The organism is Pseudarthrobacter sp. MDT1-56 (assembly GCF_059383555.1).
Genome location: NZ_JBWZCK010000010.1, coordinates 1 through 15,124, shown reverse-complemented (window position 1 = coordinate 15,124; position 15,124 = coordinate 1). Strand labels below are relative to the sequence as shown.

The window sequence follows — 15,124 nt, the reverse complement described above, 5'->3', positions numbered from 1 at the left end:
CAGTCGATGCAACAACAGGTTCAGGTCAAATATGGTTTGAAAGCCCTGCCGCCGGTAACGACGAGCCCGGAAAGGCCATGGGCGTCTACCTCGGAAATCGGGTACTGGAGTATCCTTGCGGCCTCCGCCTGCTGCTCCCGGGCTAGGAATTGCGCCGTATCATCAGGCAGCCCACCAGGTCGAGTGCTCCATCCGCTCGGAATGCTGCTCCGCCACGCACCGGGGGTAATCCTGATGATCGTGACATAAAAACGCTGACCGGATCGCTGGCCGTACCCGGCTGATCGGCGGAGTGTTCGCTGCGACCGCAGGCGTCATCGCGGCGGCGGTTTCGGCGGACTCCAGCGATGACCCCTCACAGTGATTTGGTTTGAGCCGGTGCTTCCGGGAAGCGCGCTCCCGACCACGCCCGGAACCGGGAGGACGCCGGTTTGTCCGTAAGCGTCCATTACCGGGTGTCCGACATGGGCTCAGCACCGCACATATCGCAACTCAAAGCGGTAAGTTCGCGGTTACGATCGGTCCGCGGATGCTTTCTGCTTGAACGAAATGAGCCCTCATGCCTGACATGCCCGCAGTTATCGTTTTTGACGTCAATGAAACACTGTCCGACATGTCAGTCATGGGGGAACGGTTCGCCGAAACCGTGGCGCCGTCCTTTCTGGCCAAGGTCTGGTTTTCCGGGGTGCTGCGGGACGGGTTTGCAATGACTGCGGCGGGGGACGCAGAACACTTCGTGGAGATCGCGACGGGGCTACTGCGGGTGAGCCTGACGGGACTGCCGTTGAACCGTGGTGTCGAGGTCGCCGTCAAAACACATCATGGACGGATTCGACGATCTGGTGCTGCACCCTGACATTGTCGGCGGAGTCAGGGACCTGGAAGCGGCAGGATTCCGGCTGGTGACACTGTCCAACGGCTCCGCCCAAGTGGCGCGGAAGCTGTTCGATGACGCCGGAATCGCTGAGGACTTTGAGGCCCTGCTGTCCGTTGAGGACGGGCCGGCCTGGAAACCGGCTCCGGAGGCGTATCGGCACGCTGCCCAGATGTGCGGTGTGGAACCAGGGCGCATGCTCCTGGACGCTGTCCATCCCTGGGATATCCACGGGGCAGCACGGACCGGGCTGCGCACGGCGTGGATTAACCGCAGCGGCGCATCCTACCCGTCCTATTTCACGCCACCGGAGATCACCATCGGGTCACTTCGTGAACTCGCGCCGCTCCTAAGGCCGGGTGCCTAGCCTGTAGAGGTGCGGGGATACCCCGGATTCCACGGAACGTGAGGCAGTGCCGGCCGGCTGATGCCCTCTGTCCTGCCGGTGCGGGGAGCCTAGCTACGCAGGTCCGGCTCTTCTGTTCAGGAGCGGTGGGCATGAACTGGGAGTGGTGGGCCCTCGATCAGACGGGCTGGCCGGGCATGAACTCTCGCGGACCTCTTGCGCACAGCGGCAGGGATGGCGATCTTGGCCGCTGGGGGTTACCCGCTGAGGCCCAACTGCTCGAGTGGGCCCACGACGTCGTAGTGGCGGCGCCCGTTGACGATCAGGCCGTGATCATCAACGAGCGTGAAGAATGCCATCTCGAACCTGAGGGATCTGCCGGTGGTGGGATGTCCCCGGACGGCAGTGTCAACGGGCCGGTATGCGTGCCCGCTAGGGTCAATTCGGCTGTGAGGGTCGAGCCGCTGACGACGCTGCACGCCACCTCGACCCGTAGGTTCGGGAAGGCGGTGAAGAAGGCCGAGGAGTCGTTCGCCACCGCGGCCCGTCCGAGCAGCGGTTCGGGATATTGCGGGTCGCGGACGGCGGCCTCCTCGCTGTAGAAGGCAGCGAACCGTGCGACATCCTATTTCACCGTGAGGGTGCCTTTCATGTTGCCGTGGAAGATGCAGTGGTAGGGGTAGGTCCCTGGTTCGGTTGGGGCGGTGAAGGTGCCGGTGCCGGTGCCGACTTTGATGGTGGCGTCGAACGCGTTGGCGGTGTCCGCGGTGATGGTGTGCGCTTCGATGTCCTCGTTGGTGACACTGATTGTCGCTCCGGGACTCACCGTTTCCGCGCCCTGGTATTTGAAGCCCTTGATCAATATTTCGGCCGGGGCCGCCGTGGATGAAGTGCCGGGGCTGGAGGTTGGGGGAGTGGTTCCTGGGCTGGTGGCTGGAGCTGATGTTGGCTGTGTTGTTGGCGCTGATGCCGTGCCGGACGCGGACGTGCCGGGGTTCCCGCAGCCGGAGAGGGCGAACAAGGTCATTGCCGCCGCGAGTCCGAGTGCTCGCATTGTTCTGATGTTTGTCTTCATGTTGAAACCTTTCGTGGAGCCCGGCTGTGATGGTGTGCTGAGGAGCTGAGTCAGGGGTGTTCGATCCAGCAGGCCAAAATGGTGGTGGAGAGCTGGTAGGCCAGGGCGTTCCTGCTGATGCTCTCGGGCCCCAGGGCGGGGTGCAGTCCGGTGGCGTCCACGTGCAGGACGAAGTTGTCTTTTTGGAACACCGCTGAACCGTCGGCGGTTTCGTAGGCCGGGAATCCCAGGTTAGCGAGGCCTTCGATGGGTTTGGCGTCTTTCGCGAGGGCCTGCATGGCGTCGAAGTATGTCATTGCTGATGTCTTGTCCGCGGCTTCTTGGACGGAGATTTCCAGGGCCCCTTCGGCCAGGTGGTAGGTGCAGGTGAAGGTGTTGTCGGCCCAGTCGTTGACGGTGTGCGGGTCTGAGTCCAGGTCCAGGATGGCTGTGAGCCTGTCCATCGGCTGGTCGCCGCATACCATCAGGGCAGCGGCGCTGGGACCGTCCGCCGTCGCACCCGGCGACGCTGATCCCTGACTGTGATGCCCGCCGCCGTGACTGCCGGCGTGGCCGGTCTCAGATGAAGCTGCAGGTGACGTCGACGGGGCGTTCGATGGCGCGGACACGGCCGCGGACGCGGCGCAGCCGGTCAGCAGCAGGGCGGACAAGGCCAAGGAGGCCACTAATGGCTTGCGGTGTTTCACAGCTCTTCCATCCTGGCCGCCGCACTTTCCGGGTCAGCGGCCGTTGTCAGGCTTTGAGTTTGGCGTAGATGACGTAGTTGTCGTCGAAGAGCCCGGTGGCGGGGTCGAAGCCGTCGCAGGTGATGAGCCGGAGCTCAGCTCCGGGGGTGTTTCCGTAGACTTCGAGGGTGGGGAACTGGTTTTTGCCGTAGAGGGCGCCGCGGTCAACGGTGAACACGGCGGTGCTGCCGTCGGTTCGGGAGACGTTGATTTCAGCGCCGGGGGCGAGGTTGCGCAGGTCCGCGAAGACGCCTCTGGCGCCGCCGAGTGCGTTCACGTGGCCCAGCATCACGGAGGGGCCGCGTTCCCCGGGGGCGGGGGAGCCGTTGTACCAGCTGGCGGGTGCGTCGCTGCCGGTGCCCGGTACCTCGAGGGACCCGTTCTCCCGTAACCCCAGGTGGAGCAGGTCGGTTCTGACGCCGATGGAGGGAATCGCCAGGGTGACGGGGGCGGAAGCGCCCATCACCGGTGGAAGCTGCTGCGTTGCCGGAGCCGCCGGAGGGCCAGCGGACGGAGCCGGGGAAGTGTCGGGTGCTGCCGCAGCCGGGACGGAAGCCGAAGGTTGGGAGCCGGCGTCCGGCGTTCCGCTGTTCCCCGCGGCGCAGCCACTCACGCTGAGGAGGAGCAGAACCCCGGCCGCCGTGGCGGCCCGGAGGCCCCCGCGGCGGCCGGAATTCCTGATTGTCACAGTAGTGATCCGGTCCGTCGGTGCTTAGGCTGCTGCGCCGGCGGTGCGGCGGCGGATAACGTAGGCTCCACCGGCGAGGGCGATCAGGGCCAGGCCGCCACCGACAGCGAGGGCGCCGGTGTCGGTGCCGGTTTCCTGGGTGACGCCGGTGTCAGCGCCGCCTGCAGGCATCTTCATCTGCCCGGCCTTCAAGGTCCCGCACAGGGCGGGGGAGGTGGCGGCCAGCGGAAGCGTCGGAGCCAGATCGCTCTTGGCGGCCTGGCCTGCCGCGCTGAGGGTGGCGGGGTCCAGGCCGTGGACGACGACTACAGCGGTGCCGGCCTCAAGGGCGGCCTTGGTTTCGGCGTTCAGTTCGAACGTGCGGTCAACCGTGTAGGCGGCACCCTGGCCGCCGACCTTAAGATCAAGGCCCGCTGCGGGGCTGGTGTCACCGCTGGTGGACAAGGTGGTCACGATCCCGCCGTAGGACGGGGCGCCTTCGGTGGTGGAGATGACCTTGTCGCCGTCCTTATCGGCCGAGGGCGCCGGGCAGACACCCTGGGCGCCGCCGTGAATGTGCTGGACATGCGGGTACGGAGCGTCCATAAAGGTCGCCGGCATGCCCGAAACCTTCAGGACGACGTGGGCCTGATTGCCCGTGACATCAACACTGATGGTGCCCGAGCCGGCGCTGCCGTTGAGCTGGCCCAGGGTGGACTGGTAGGACTGGTCCGCTGCCATCGCAGGGGAACCGGACAGGGCAACTGCGGCCAAAGCCAGAGTGGGGACCGCCATAAAGCGAAGCGTCTTTTTCATTGGATAAATCTCCTCATACACGCGCGTGGATGTTGGCACCCCAGGGAAGGGGACAGCAGTACTTCGGAACAACGCCGGGAAAAGACGGGTATGGATGTGGCCGGGTTCACATATTTTTAGTCAGACCAATGTCGGGCAGGCACCAGAGGCGCCTTCCCGGGCCGGTAAACCCGTCCGGGTCATGCCGTTGAAGCCCCGCGGCGGCGGCCCCTGGCAGCAGGCCCTGATTCAGGTGGGGTCTTGCGCAGCAGGGCGTACCCGGCCACCGCCAGGCCGCCAGCGGCCGCTTCGGCCACCGCTGTGATGACCTTGGCCGCGTACCAGACCGGTTCATACATCGAAGGCAACGGCCCAATAGCAGGGACCTGGACATACCGGTAAAGGATGACCGCGGCCAGGGACGATAACGCGACCACCGCGGCGGCCGCGAAAGCGGTCCGGGAACCTACCAGCAGCACAAACACGGCAGCGACGACCGAGGAGCCAGCCTGGACCAGAAACAGGGTGCCTTGCCCGAGCCCGCCCGGGGCCGCCAGCTGATAGCCCGGGGCGAGCTGGACATGGACCACGGCACTGACCACCAGGCCCGCAGCGACACAGACACGCAGTACCCAAAGAGACCGTGCCTGCGGTTTTATTGCGGGCCTGCTCATTTCACGACCAGCGTCCCCGTCATCTGCGGATGAAAGCTGCAGATAATCCCGTACTCACCCGGAGCATCCGGAGCCCGGAAGCTCACCGTTGCACCGCCCGGGACTTCAACGTCGAAACCGCCCTCGTCCTTGGCCGTCAGGGTATGCGGGGCGCTGTCCGCGTTCGTCACCGTCACCATCGCCCCCGGCTTTATCGACGCGGGAACCTCATACGCGAAGCCCCTAATCGTGATGACAGCCTCACCGGCCGAGGCCGACCCACCAGCTGACGGGAAAGAGGAACTGGTGGCGGGCGGAGCGGCGGAGGGTGCACCTTCCTGGGCGGCGCACCCGGTAATGGCCGCCAACGACACGGCGACAGCTACGGTCAAGATTCGATTGATCGTTCTCATGACAATCCCTTTCCCAGGGATGTGTCCGCCGCGCGCCGGACTGGTGCGCCTGTCAGGAAACTACCCACACACCCTATTCGTCACCCCCGCCCTCGCGGACTGCCCGGGCCTCTGGGTCGAAATGCCCCAGTATGCGGCCGGCCTGTGTAGGTCGGCCTAACCGGGGAGGTGGCGGCTCACCAGGCGTCACTTTTGGTGCGGTGGAATCAACACAGCGTCAGCTCATAACGCCGACACCAGATGCACTGCTTCCCGGTCCGGCCACCGGTCGGCAAAGCATTGGATGCCGGGTTAGGCTGGCGCGATGACTGATCAAGAGAATTCCAAGTCCGTAAAGGCCACCGAACTGCTCCGCCTGCACCGGGCCCCGGAGGTCCTTCAGCTCATCAATGTTTGGGATGTCATCACGGCTCGTGTGATCGCTGATCTGCCCGGCACCAAAGCCCTTGCTACCGCTTCCCACTCCATTGCCGCGTCGTACGGTTACGAGGACGGGGAAAAGATGCCCGTGGAGCTGATGCTGGAGGTTGTCGGCCGTATCGCGGCGTCCACTGCTTTGCCGGTCAGCGCTGACCTGGAAGCCGGGTACGGCAACCCGGGGGAGACGGTGCGGCGGGCGATCGGTGCAGGTATTGTCGGGGCCAACATTGAGGACCAGATGCGCCCGCTGGCGGAGGCCGTGAAGCAGATGGGGGATGCCGTCCGGGCCGGGGAGGCCGAAGGGATCGATTTCGTCCTCAACGCCCGAACCGACGCTTTCCTCCTCGGACAAGGCAGAGACCCCTCGGACGTCCTGGCCGACGCCATCGAACGCGGAAAGGCATTCCTGGACGCCGGAGCGTCCTGCGTCTTCGTTCCCGGCAAGCTTGACGAAGCGACCGTGGCAGCCCTGGTCGAAGGCATCGGCCTGCGGAAAGTCAGCGTCATAAACGTCCCCGGCTCCCTCGCCCCGTCCCGGCTGCAGGAGCTCGCCGTCGCACGTATCTCCTATGGGCCCTGGACCCAGCGCGTGGCCCTGACTGCCCTCGCGGACACCGCCACTGAACTGATGAACGACGGGGCCCTGCCTGAGAACACCAGAGCTTTGAACTGACAACTCAGGACAGGCCAGGATCCCCATGGGGCCGGGTTGGCTGACCGGACGGCTCCGATGGTGGGGACGGCCCGACCGGCCGGCCGCCTCTATCCCCTCCGGCACCCGCACGCCGGGGTCCTGGCCTGAAGGGGTGTGTCAATCCGTTGAGGATGCGGCGCCGAATAGTGGTCGGGCCTCCGTAGACCTTCCCGTCACGATCGACCTTGATCCTGGGCACCAAAGGAGCCACGGCCACGGCCGTGCGGCTTGGCGCGGACAACTCCACAGGGGTGCGGCTTGGCCGCAGCGTCGCCGGGAAGCGCCCGCTGTGGGCCTCCTGGGAGGACATGCTGATCCTTATCGCCGGTCCCCGGACGATGAAGACCACCTCCTACGCCGCCCCGGCAATCCTGGACGCACCCGGGGCGGTGATCGCCACCTCGAACAAGCGCGACATCGTGGATGTCACCCGCCCGATCCGGGCAGAGGTCGGCGCCGTGTGGGTCATTGACCCGCAGGCCGTCGCGGAAGAAGATTCCACCTGGTTGTGGAACCCGCTGTCCTATGTGAAGAACGAAGCGACGGCCGGGAACATGGCTCAGCACTTCGCCAACGGGTCCCGGGAACCCGGGACCAAACCGGATGCCTACTTCGACCCGGCAGGGAAGAACCTGCTCAAAGCCTTCCTGCTCGCCGCCTCACTCGACTCCGCCCCGGTCACGCAGGTCTACACCTGGCTGACCCGCCCGCACGACGAGGCCCCCGCAGAACTGTGAGGACCGCCGGCTATATAACCTGCTCTCGGACATGGTCATGGGCCACATCAGGGAACCGGAAAAGCAGCGGGCCGGTGTCTTCGGCACCGCCCGGGAAATGGTTTCCTGCCTGACCGACCGCGAGGTCAGCCAATGGTCACCCCGCTGCGGAACACGACGGTGGACACCGACCCGCGGCCGCAGTTCGTCCCCGAGGACTTCGTGCGGCAAAGGCACGCTCTACAGCCTTTCCCGCGAAGGCGTCGGCACCGCCAGCCCCCTCGTCACCGCCCTGACCGTCGCCGTCGTAGAAGCGGCTGAAAAGTACGCCACCTCCCAGCCCGCCGGTCGGCTCGCCATCCCGCTGCTCGGAATCCTCGATGAAGCTGCGAACGTATGCCGTTGGAAGACCCTGCCGGACCAGTACAGGCACTACGGCTCACGCGGGATCATCCTCATGACCATTCTGCAGTCCTGGTCCCAGGGCGTGGAGGTCTGGTCGCTGGAAGGGATGCGGAAGCTCTGGTCGGCGTCGAACGTGAAAATCTACGGCGGCGGCGTCCCGAGGTCGGCTACCTCGACGAGCTCTCCCGCCTGATCGGCCAATACAGCTACATCAACGTCTCCCGCAGCCACAGCAAAAACGGGTCGTCGTCCTCCCGGCAGGAGAAGAAGGACGAGATCCTCTCCGTGGCAGACCTGACAGCCCTGCCCAGGTTCCGGGCCATCCTGCTCGCCTCCGGTGCCCCGGCAACCATGATCGAAACCATCCCCTGGATGAACGGCCCCCACGCCCAGAAGGTCAAAAACTCCCTCACCACCCAGGAGAAAGTCGATCGCGAGCCTGCCGTCGTTCCGGCGCACAATCCATGGATGGACGGCCACGCGTGAGGGCGGAGTTCGGGGACGCGTTCGGCGACGAAGAGGCCCAGCCCACACCGAGCGGCCACAGCCATGACGAGCCTGAACCGGAGCTGGTTTACTCCAGTGCCGTTGAATTCTTCGCCGAGCTCCTGGCCCAGTCCTACGTCCGGGAACACTCAACGAAGGGGCAACGTTCGCCTGGTGCCCCGAATGGTACAAACACCCCGAAACCCTGATCCGCATGGAAGCCATTTGGCGCGCCTGGGAACACCTGCGCCTTGAGTCGGCCCTCGGCGTCAGCACCTGGTGGCCCGCAGCATTCGCACAGGGAGCCCGAGGCCGGTATCTTCGGCTCAGGACCAGCGTCGGTTTCGCCGGCCCCCTGATCCTCTGGGGTGGCCGAGTCGGTCGGTTACTTCGTGGCCATCAGCGGGTCGGTGGCTTGGGGTTCTGTATTCGCTCAGGTCTCAGGCTCTTCTTTTGGTGCTGCTGTTCCTGGGCATCGGCGTGATGCTGGTGGCTCGCTGTCGCCCGGCTGCCACGGGGGACCCCGCAGTACGTGCGGGGTCCCCGGCAGCAGGGTCACCGGGCGCTGGCGGCAGGTTCGTCCTCGAGGTCCTCCGGTGCCGTGAGGTCCATTTCGAGCAGCGGCACCACTTTGGACTTAGTGATGAAGCGGTGGGCCAGCCACAGGACGATGAAGACCGGCAACCCGATATAGGAGGAAAGCACCTCCATGCCCCTTCCGGCGAGCACGGCCTCGTAGTTCTGTCCCGCGATCACCAGGACCAGCAGGGCAAAGGCCAGCAGCGGGCCAATGGGGAACAGGGACGCCTTGTACGGCAGGTCGCTGACCTTGTTTCCCTGGGCCAGGAAGCCGCGCCTGAAACGGTAGTGGGAGACCGCGATCCCCGCCCAGACGATAAAGCCGCACAGGCCAGAAATGTTCAGCAGCCAAGAATAGGCCGCGCCCTGACCGACGATCGCGGCGAGGAACCCGAAGAGTCCCACAGCCGCGGTCGCCAGCAACGCCGGGATCGGCACGCCACGCGCATTAGTGCGGCCGAAGATCTTCGGGGCCATGCCGTCATGGGCCATGGCGTAAAGCATCCGGGTCGAGGCATACAGTCCTGAGTTACCCGCGGACAGGATGGCTGTCAGGATCACCGCGTTCATCAATGCCGCGGCGAAGGCGATCCCGGCGCGCGAGAAGACCAGAGTGAATGGTGATACTGCAATATCGGCTTCGCCGGAGGTCAGCAGGCTCGGATCGTTGAACGGGATCAGGCAGCCGATGATGAAGATGGCACCAATGTAGAAGAGCATGATGCGCCAGAAGACAGTGCGGATAGCCTTCGGCACTTCACGACGCGGGTTCTTGGCTTCGCCTGCGGCCACGCCCACCAGCTCGGTGCCCTGGAAGGAGAACCCGGCAATCATGAAGACTGAAATGATCGAGACCCAACCCCCGTGGAACACCTCATCGCGGTTTTCCCAGTTGCTCAGTCCCGGGGAGTTATCCCCGAGGATGCCGAAGATCATCAGCACGCCGGCGATCAGGAAAACTACCACTGCGCTGACCTTGATTAAGGAGAGCCAGAACTCCGATTCACCGAAGGACTTGGCCGAGAGGGCGTTGAGCCCGGTTAAAACCACCAGAAAGATCCCGGCCCACACCCAGCCGGGGACCCCCGGGAACCAGAAATCCATAATGATTCCGGCCGCGACCAGCTCGGCGGCCACGGTGATGGCCCAGTTGAACCAATAGTTCCAGCCGATCGCGAACCCAAAGGACGGGGAGACAAAACGGGTGGCAAAGGACTGGAAGGAGCCGGCGACCGGAATTTTGGCTGACATTTCGCCCAGCGACTGCATCAACAGGAATACCATCAGCCCGACCAGCGCATAAGCAGCCAACGCACCGCCGGGACCCGCCTGGGAAATGGTGCCGCCCGAGGCCACGAACAGCCCGGTACCGATCGCACCGCCAATGGCGATCATCTGCAGGTGGCGGCCGCTTAGCCCGCGCTTGAGTTCGTTGCCAGTTTCTCCGGAGGCGCGTCCGGCCCCTGTCGCCAGGGATGATCCGGTTCGTGCCACTGCATCGGGGTTGATATCTGCGACAGTTCCGCTCATTGGCGGATCATCTGTTTGGGTGGGGGAGCTGAGTCCCATGGTGCCTCCGGGAAGGTAGCAGCGAATGAGTTTGGGCTTTCCGGCGGGTCGGCCGGGAACAATGGTGACCAAGCTAACACACGCAAAGAAAGAGCCCTTTGGGACCGGAATGTTGCATGAGAATGCGGGCAAGGTCTTACGAATAGGCCTGACTTCCCCGTTCTGAGCATAAGATTTGCTAATTTGCTTGCCCTGAAAGGGTAAGCGGCTCTGGCGATCTGCTATGGCACTCGGCGGGGAAGCGGGATCCGGGCTTTTGGAACTGACACGGTTACCGCTGGCACAGCGTCGTGACTGCAGGCGGCGGGACGGAACTCCTCGGCGGGGCGGTGGCACTGCGGGCCGGTCCGCCCGCATCAAAGGCCGAGCGGTTCGGGATCTCCCTTTCCTCGTGGCCCGGATCTGGCGCAGGTGGAACATCCAGCCGCACGGCATCGAGACGTTCAAGTTCTCCACCGATCCCAGCTGGAGGCCAAGCTCCGTGACAAGGTCGGCCTCTGCATGTCACCGCCGGAGAACGCGGTTGTGGTCAGCATCGACGAGAAGACCCATCCAGGCCCTTGGCCGCACCCATGCGGACCAGCTGCTGTCCCCGGACCATGCGTCCCAGCAGACCCACGATTACAAACCGTAACGGGACCATGGCACTGTCGCGGTCCTGGACGGCTTTGACCTACAGGCAAATTCTGTAGGCACATCTGCTGATCGGGCCCAGTGGCAGGAGCTGAGCCTGGGAAGAATGCATCAGGGGCACAAAATCATTTTTAGATGCGCTGACTCTAGGATGACCGGAGCATTCAACACCAAGACCCGCAAGAGGCATAGGTGGGAAGAGAGCGCATTTAGCAATAGAGTTTCTTATGCTTAGCCCAAAAACCAGTCAAGCCTCCTTATCCTTTGCTACGTTCTTCGGGAACCCATCAACGGAAGGAACGAGCATGTCTGTAATCGCAAACCCGGAAGTGACAACCATCCGGGCAGACGACCTCAAGGCGCTCCCGGCCTGGCAGGCCCTGAAGAGAGCCGTCATTGGACTGCAGCAGGTTCAAGCGCAGGACGGCTCCGTTCCGGAACCTGCTCATCACGATCAGGCCCGCCTGAATGTCAGTACCATTGCCGACTCAATCGAAGACCTGCGTCCCCACCTTCTCCACGACATCGAATACCTTGGACTACTCGTCCAAGACTTCAACCGTTGGGAGTCTGAGTGCTTCGGTGTTCCGGACTTCCTGAACTCCCTGATTGCCTTCCACCCCGAGCAGTGGCGCACCGATGGGCTGCCGCACTTGGTTGTGTTCCCCATGTACACGCAGAACGGCAGCACCAACCGACACTTTGAGGCCGTCCTCATCGAGGTTATTTGGCCTTCCTTCGTCGCTGAACTGGAGGCAGGAAGCTACTCCAACAAGCTGTTCGTCCCCATCAGCTTCGCCGATTTCACGCCGGGCTATGACACGAACTCCGCAGTACTCTTCCCCGAGACCGTAGCGGTCCGGAGCACCCCGTCGTTCACTTGGGGAGCCATCTTCGCGGACCGCGAAGCCGCCCGCTTCCGCCGCGTCTTAAAAGCTGCTGCCGACATCACTTCCCTGGACCTGCCGACTGACGCCGCGGAACTGCTCGAGGACCAACACCTCACGGAGAAGACCTTCGTGATGTGGGACCTCATCCACGACCGGACCCACATGCGCGGTGACCTGCCCTTTGACCCGTTCATGATCAAGCAGCGGATGCCGTATTTCCTGTATTCACTCGAGGAGCTTCGCTGTGACCTGACCGCCTTCCGCGAATCAGTCCTCATCGAGAAGGACGAGAACGCTTCCGAGGATGCGCGCAAGCACGCCAAGCTGGTCCAGTACGCCGTGATCTTTGACCGGATCTTCCGCTTCGCGATTACCGGGAACCGGGTCCGTAACTACGACGCCGTGGGCGGCCAGTTGCTGTTCGCCTGGATGCACCAGCACCGGGTCCTGCACTGGACCGACGGAAAGTTGAGCATTGACTGGAAGGACGTCGCGGGCGTGGTCGTCGAGCTGGGTATCCGCATCGAGGAACTTTACTGGCGGTCGATCGACCGGCCGAAGACCGCACACTGGCTGGCGGCCTATGAGCTCGTCTCCGAAACCCTTACCCCCAACCCGTCCTCGGTTTGGGCCAAGGGACCGGACGCCCTTCCGCTCGACGGCCCTCCTCGGGGACTGACGGACCAGGTCCTTGATGACGAATTTCCCTTGTCAATGTTCTACGAGGCACTGGAGAAGAAGATGCGCTCTGTCATTGAGTCAACTGCCGGGATCACCGGTAAGAGCCCGGTGAAGACCGAGGGCGAGGCGGGCGCATGAGCCGGGTCCTCTCGGGGCGTACAGTCGTCGTCGCCGGTTCGACCAGCGCTGCCGGCGTTGCAGTGGTCCGTACCCTCTCGGATGCAGGGGCACGGGTGGCCGCGGTGGACATTCTTGAGGACCGAGTGCAGGAGCTCGCGGGCGCGTACGACAACGTCACAGGCTATGTCTGCAACCTCGCGGACCTGCAGGCCGTTGAGGATTTGGCGAATTCTGTCCGGCACGATCTGGGTCCCGTGGACGGCCTCGTCCATCTTGTAGGAGGGTGGCGCGGCGGTACCGGCATTCAGGGGCAGACGGATGAAGACTGGGACTTCCTGCACACCAGTGTCCTCACCACTCTGAGGAACACCAGCCGCGCGTTTTACGATGACTTGGCTGCCTCCCCTGCCGGACGCCTGGCCATCGTTTCCGCACAGTCCGCTTCCTCGCCGACGGCGGGCGGCGCCGCCTATGCGGCGGTCAAGTCCGCCGCCGAGGCATGGACTCTGGCCGTGGCCGACGGATTCCGGGACCTGCAGGGAGGAAAAGAAAGCCCTCTCCCCGCGCAGCACTCAGCCGCCCTGGTCTTCGTCGTCAAGGCTCTGGTCGATGACCGGATGCGCGCAGCCCAGCCGGAACGCAAATTCCCGGGATTCACCGATGTCAGTGTCCTTGCCGACGCCGTAGAGCGGATCTTTGACCTGGAGGCAGGACAGATCAATGGGCAGCGCCTGCCCCTCACGACCGGCCATATTTTGGGTTCACCGGCATGAGCGTCAATGTCGGTTTCACAGCAGCCGTCCCGCAGGTCCTGGCGGGGCGCCTGCATGACCCGAACTACCGGGGCTTCGCCTCGGATAACTACGCCGGGGCTCATCCCGAAATCATCGAAGCAGTTCAGGCAGCCAACGAAGGCCACGTCACCGCGTACGGTGACGACGTCTACACCGGGCGGCTTCAACAGGTCGTCCAGTCCCACTTCGGGACTGCTGCAACCGCATATCCCGTCTTTAATGGAACGGGGGCCAATGTCCTTGCCCTCCAAGCCCTGCTGCCGCGCTGGGGCGCTGTCATCTGCGCGGCGACTGCGCACATCAACACAGATGAGAACGGCGCCCCGGAACGCATCGGCGGAATAAAACTCCTCCCGATCCCAACCGCGGATGGCAAACTCACCCCGGATCTGATCGACGCCGAAGCCTGGGGATGGGGAGACGAGCATCGTGCGCAACCGCTGGTCGTATCGATCACCCAGACCACCGAACTCGGCACCTGCTACACGCCGGAAGAAATCCAGCGGATTTCTGAGCACGTCCATGCGAAAGGAATGAAACTCCACCTGGACGGAGCAAGGCTGGCCAACGCTGCAGCACACCTCGGGCTTCCTTTGCGGGCATTCACCACCGATGTCGGTGTCGACGTCCTGTCCTTCGGCGGCACCAAAAATGGGCTGCTGTTCGGCGAAGCCGTGGTCTGGCTCAACTCACAGTCCGACCCAGGAATGAATTACCTGCGCAAGATGAACATGCAGCTTGCCTCAAAGATGCGGTTTGTCTCTGCGCAACTGATTGCCCTGCTAACGGATGAGTTGTGGCTGCGGTCCGCCAGTCACGCCAACGACATGGCTCAACGTCTCAGCGCAGGGATTTCGGCCATTGACAGTGTCTCCCTGACGCAGGTCACACAGTCCAGTGGCGTCTTTGCCGTCCTTCCACCCGGAGCTGCCGCGAAAGTCCGGGAAGCCTTCCGCTTTTATGACTGGGACCAGGCACGCGGTGAAGTCCGGTGGATGTGCTCCTGGGATACCACCGAAACCGATGTCCAATCCCTCGTGGCTGCCGTTGAAGCGGCCGTGGGCTCCCTGGCCTCAGCAAACGGCTGACCGCGGAGACGTACCCCCTTAACGGCGGGTATTTCCGGTTGTCGCAGTCTTAAATTGTCGCGCCCGCGTCATCGTCACCGGAGGGACAGGGGATCTCATCCGCCGCGATATGTGGGGCTGAGCCAGTTCGCCCCTGCTCATCCTGAGCCAAGACGGACCCCCGTGGCACCATTCTCCCCGGTCCATCTCGCCCTCCAGATAGGAATTTCTTCATGACCACGAGGACCATATCCCCCACAAAAGTGACGGGCAGCAACCGCGTCAAGCGCGGCATGGCGGAGATGCTCAAGGGCGGCGTCATCATGGACGTCGTCAACGTCGAGCAGGCCCGCATCGCTGAGGATGCCGGAGCCGTGGCAGTCATGGCGCTGGAACGCGTTCCCGCCGACATCCGCGCTCAGGGCGGCGTGTCCCGCATGTCCGATCCGGACATGATCGAGGCGATTATCGCCGCCGTGTCCATCCCGGTCATGGCCAAGGTCCGCATCGGCCACTTCGTCG

The 15,124-nt window shown here is 63.9% G+C and carries 17 protein-coding genes and 2 pseudogenes; 11 read left to right on the top strand and 8 right to left on the bottom strand.

Going from position 1 to position 15,124, the window contains the following annotated elements; translation table 11 throughout:
* Nucleotides 1-559 precede the first annotated feature (559 nt).
* Nucleotides 560-856, top strand: coding sequence for an HAD family hydrolase (locus AC50YC_RS14335; protein WP_494952787.1), 297 nt, complete (start codon nt 560-562; stop codon nt 854-856).
* The gene (locus AC50YC_RS14330; RefSeq protein WP_494952786.1) at nt 822-1,241 is read left to right on the top strand and encodes an HAD-IA family hydrolase; all 420 of its coding nucleotides are present in this window, start codon (nt 822-824) and stop codon (nt 1,239-1,241) included. The genes AC50YC_RS14335 and AC50YC_RS14330 overlap by 35 nt, the downstream gene beginning before the upstream one ends.
* A gap of 301 nt (nt 1,242-1,542) precedes the next feature.
* On the opposite strand, the pseudogene AC50YC_RS14325 reads toward AC50YC_RS14330, so the two are convergent.
* From AC50YC_RS14325 to AC50YC_RS14295, 7 genes and pseudogenes are all read right to left on the bottom strand, one after another.
* A pseudogene (locus AC50YC_RS14325) lies at nt 1,543-1,785 on the bottom strand (ester cyclase); the annotation flags it as partial.
* Between the two features lie 60 nt (nt 1,786-1,845).
* Complete coding sequence (locus AC50YC_RS14320; RefSeq protein ID WP_494952785.1) at nt 1,846-2,274, bottom strand: cupredoxin domain-containing protein; 429 nt, start codon at nt 2,272-2,274, stop codon at nt 1,846-1,848.
* A 71-nt stretch (nt 2,275-2,345) separates the two neighbouring features.
* Nucleotides 2,346-2,981 (bottom strand): hypothetical protein, encoded by a 636-nt coding sequence (locus AC50YC_RS14315; protein WP_494952784.1) that lies wholly within the window; start codon nt 2,979-2,981, stop codon nt 2,346-2,348.
* Nucleotides 2,982-3,027: 46 nt separating this feature from the next.
* Nucleotides 3,028-3,483: a sortase domain-containing protein gene (locus AC50YC_RS14310; RefSeq protein WP_494953063.1), complete on the bottom strand. Its 456-nt coding sequence runs from the start codon at nt 3,481-3,483 to the stop codon at nt 3,028-3,030.
* A 249-nt stretch (nt 3,484-3,732) separates the two neighbouring features.
* A complete protein-coding gene (locus AC50YC_RS14305) occupies nt 3,733-4,503 on the bottom strand; it encodes a hypothetical protein (RefSeq protein WP_494952783.1) in 771 nt (256 codons plus the stop codon).
* A gap of 179 nt (nt 4,504-4,682) precedes the next feature.
* Entirely contained in the window at nt 4,683-5,156 is a 474-nt protein-coding gene (locus tag AC50YC_RS14300) for a hypothetical protein (RefSeq protein ID WP_494952782.1), read from the bottom strand.
* Entirely contained in the window at nt 5,153-5,548 is a 396-nt protein-coding gene (locus AC50YC_RS14295) for a cupredoxin domain-containing protein (protein WP_494952781.1), read from the bottom strand. The genes AC50YC_RS14300 and AC50YC_RS14295 overlap by 4 nt, the downstream gene beginning before the upstream one ends.
* A gap of 304 nt (nt 5,549-5,852) precedes the next feature.
* Here AC50YC_RS14295 and AC50YC_RS14290 point away from each other — a divergent pair, with 304 nt between their 5' ends.
* The 5 genes from AC50YC_RS14290 to AC50YC_RS14270 all read left to right on the top strand — a co-directional run bounded on the left by AC50YC_RS14290 (nt 5,853) and on the right by AC50YC_RS14270 (nt 8,753).
* On the top strand, nt 5,853-6,641 hold the full coding sequence (locus tag AC50YC_RS14290) for an isocitrate lyase/PEP mutase family protein (RefSeq protein WP_494952780.1): 789 nt from the start codon (nt 5,853-5,855) through the stop codon (nt 6,639-6,641).
* Between the two features lie 206 nt (nt 6,642-6,847).
* Nucleotides 6,848-7,399, top strand: coding sequence for a type IV secretory system conjugative DNA transfer family protein (locus AC50YC_RS14285; protein WP_494952779.1), 552 nt, complete (start codon nt 6,848-6,850; stop codon nt 7,397-7,399).
* 37 nt (nt 7,400-7,436) lie between these two features.
* Complete coding sequence (locus AC50YC_RS14280) at nt 7,437-7,976, top strand: TraM recognition domain-containing protein (RefSeq protein ID WP_494952778.1); 540 nt, start codon at nt 7,437-7,439, stop codon at nt 7,974-7,976.
* 92 nt (nt 7,977-8,068) lie between these two features.
* The gene (locus AC50YC_RS14275) at nt 8,069-8,269 is read left to right on the top strand and encodes a hypothetical protein (protein WP_494952777.1); all 201 of its coding nucleotides are present in this window, start codon (nt 8,069-8,071) and stop codon (nt 8,267-8,269) included.
* Between the two features lie 106 nt (nt 8,270-8,375).
* Nucleotides 8,376-8,753: a DUF4913 domain-containing protein gene (locus tag AC50YC_RS14270; protein ID WP_494953062.1), complete on the top strand. Its 378-nt coding sequence runs from the start codon at nt 8,376-8,378 to the stop codon at nt 8,751-8,753.
* Nucleotides 8,754-8,824: 71 nt separating this feature from the next.
* Here AC50YC_RS14270 and AC50YC_RS14265 read toward each other — a convergent pair whose 3' ends face one another.
* Nucleotides 8,825-10,378, bottom strand: a complete 1,554-nt coding sequence (locus tag AC50YC_RS14265; protein ID WP_494952776.1) for an amino acid permease — start codon at nt 10,376-10,378, stop codon at nt 8,825-8,827.
* A 977-nt stretch (nt 10,379-11,355) separates the two neighbouring features.
* On the opposite strand from AC50YC_RS14265, the gene AC50YC_RS14260 reads away from it, so the two are divergent.
* From AC50YC_RS14260 to AC50YC_RS14245, 4 genes and pseudogenes are all read left to right on the top strand, one after another.
* On the top strand, nt 11,356-12,759 hold the full coding sequence (locus AC50YC_RS14260) for a DUF6421 family protein (protein WP_494952775.1): 1,404 nt from the start codon (nt 11,356-11,358) through the stop codon (nt 12,757-12,759).
* Nucleotides 12,756-13,514 (top strand): SDR family NAD(P)-dependent oxidoreductase, encoded by a 759-nt coding sequence (locus AC50YC_RS14255; protein ID WP_494952774.1) that lies wholly within the window; start codon nt 12,756-12,758, stop codon nt 13,512-13,514. Before AC50YC_RS14260 ends, AC50YC_RS14255 begins: the two co-directional genes overlap by 4 nt.
* Nucleotides 13,511-14,623: a threonine aldolase family protein gene (locus tag AC50YC_RS14250; RefSeq protein ID WP_494952773.1), complete on the top strand. Its 1,113-nt coding sequence runs from the start codon at nt 13,511-13,513 to the stop codon at nt 14,621-14,623. The genes AC50YC_RS14255 and AC50YC_RS14250 overlap by 4 nt, the downstream gene beginning before the upstream one ends.
* Nucleotides 14,624-14,835: 212 nt before the next feature.
* Nucleotides 14,836-15,124, top strand: a pseudogene (locus AC50YC_RS14245) (pyridoxal 5'-phosphate synthase lyase subunit PdxS); the annotation flags it as partial.

What these genes read in the sequence shown, in the direction of transcription:
- AC50YC_RS14260 (WP_494952775.1), top strand. Translation starts at nt 11,356, where the DNA reads ATGTCTGTAATCGCAAACCCGGAAGTGACAACCATCCGGGCAGACGAC.
- AC50YC_RS14295 (WP_494952781.1), bottom strand. Translation starts at nt 5,548, where the DNA reads ATGAGAACGATCAATCGAATCTTGACCGTAGCTGTCGCCGTGTCGTTG.
- AC50YC_RS14310 (WP_494953063.1), bottom strand. Translation starts at nt 3,483, where the DNA reads ATGGGCGCTTCCGCCCCCGTCACCCTGGCGATTCCCTCCATCGGCGTC.
- AC50YC_RS14250 (WP_494952773.1), top strand. Translation starts at nt 13,511, where the DNA reads ATGAGCGTCAATGTCGGTTTCACAGCAGCCGTCCCGCAGGTCCTGGCG.
- AC50YC_RS14290 (WP_494952780.1), top strand. Translation starts at nt 5,853, where the DNA reads ATGACTGATCAAGAGAATTCCAAGTCCGTAAAGGCCACCGAACTGCTC.
- AC50YC_RS14335 (WP_494952787.1), top strand. Translation starts at nt 560, where the DNA reads ATGCCTGACATGCCCGCAGTTATCGTTTTTGACGTCAATGAAACACTG.
- AC50YC_RS14255 (WP_494952774.1), top strand. Translation starts at nt 12,756, where the DNA reads ATGAGCCGGGTCCTCTCGGGGCGTACAGTCGTCGTCGCCGGTTCGACC.
- AC50YC_RS14330 (WP_494952786.1), top strand. Translation starts at nt 822, where the DNA reads ATGGACGGATTCGACGATCTGGTGCTGCACCCTGACATTGTCGGCGGA.
- AC50YC_RS14300 (WP_494952782.1), bottom strand. Translation starts at nt 5,156, where the DNA reads ATGAGCAGGCCCGCAATAAAACCGCAGGCACGGTCTCTTTGGGTACTG.
- AC50YC_RS14305 (WP_494952783.1), bottom strand. Translation starts at nt 4,503, where the DNA reads ATGAAAAAGACGCTTCGCTTTATGGCGGTCCCCACTCTGGCTTTGGCC.
- AC50YC_RS14280 (WP_494952778.1), top strand. Translation starts at nt 7,437, where the DNA reads ATGGGCCACATCAGGGAACCGGAAAAGCAGCGGGCCGGTGTCTTCGGC.
- AC50YC_RS14265 (WP_494952776.1), bottom strand. Translation starts at nt 10,378, where the DNA reads ATGAGCGGAACTGTCGCAGATATCAACCCCGATGCAGTGGCACGAACC.
- AC50YC_RS14320 (WP_494952785.1), bottom strand. Translation starts at nt 2,274, where the DNA reads ATGCGAGCACTCGGACTCGCGGCGGCAATGACCTTGTTCGCCCTCTCC.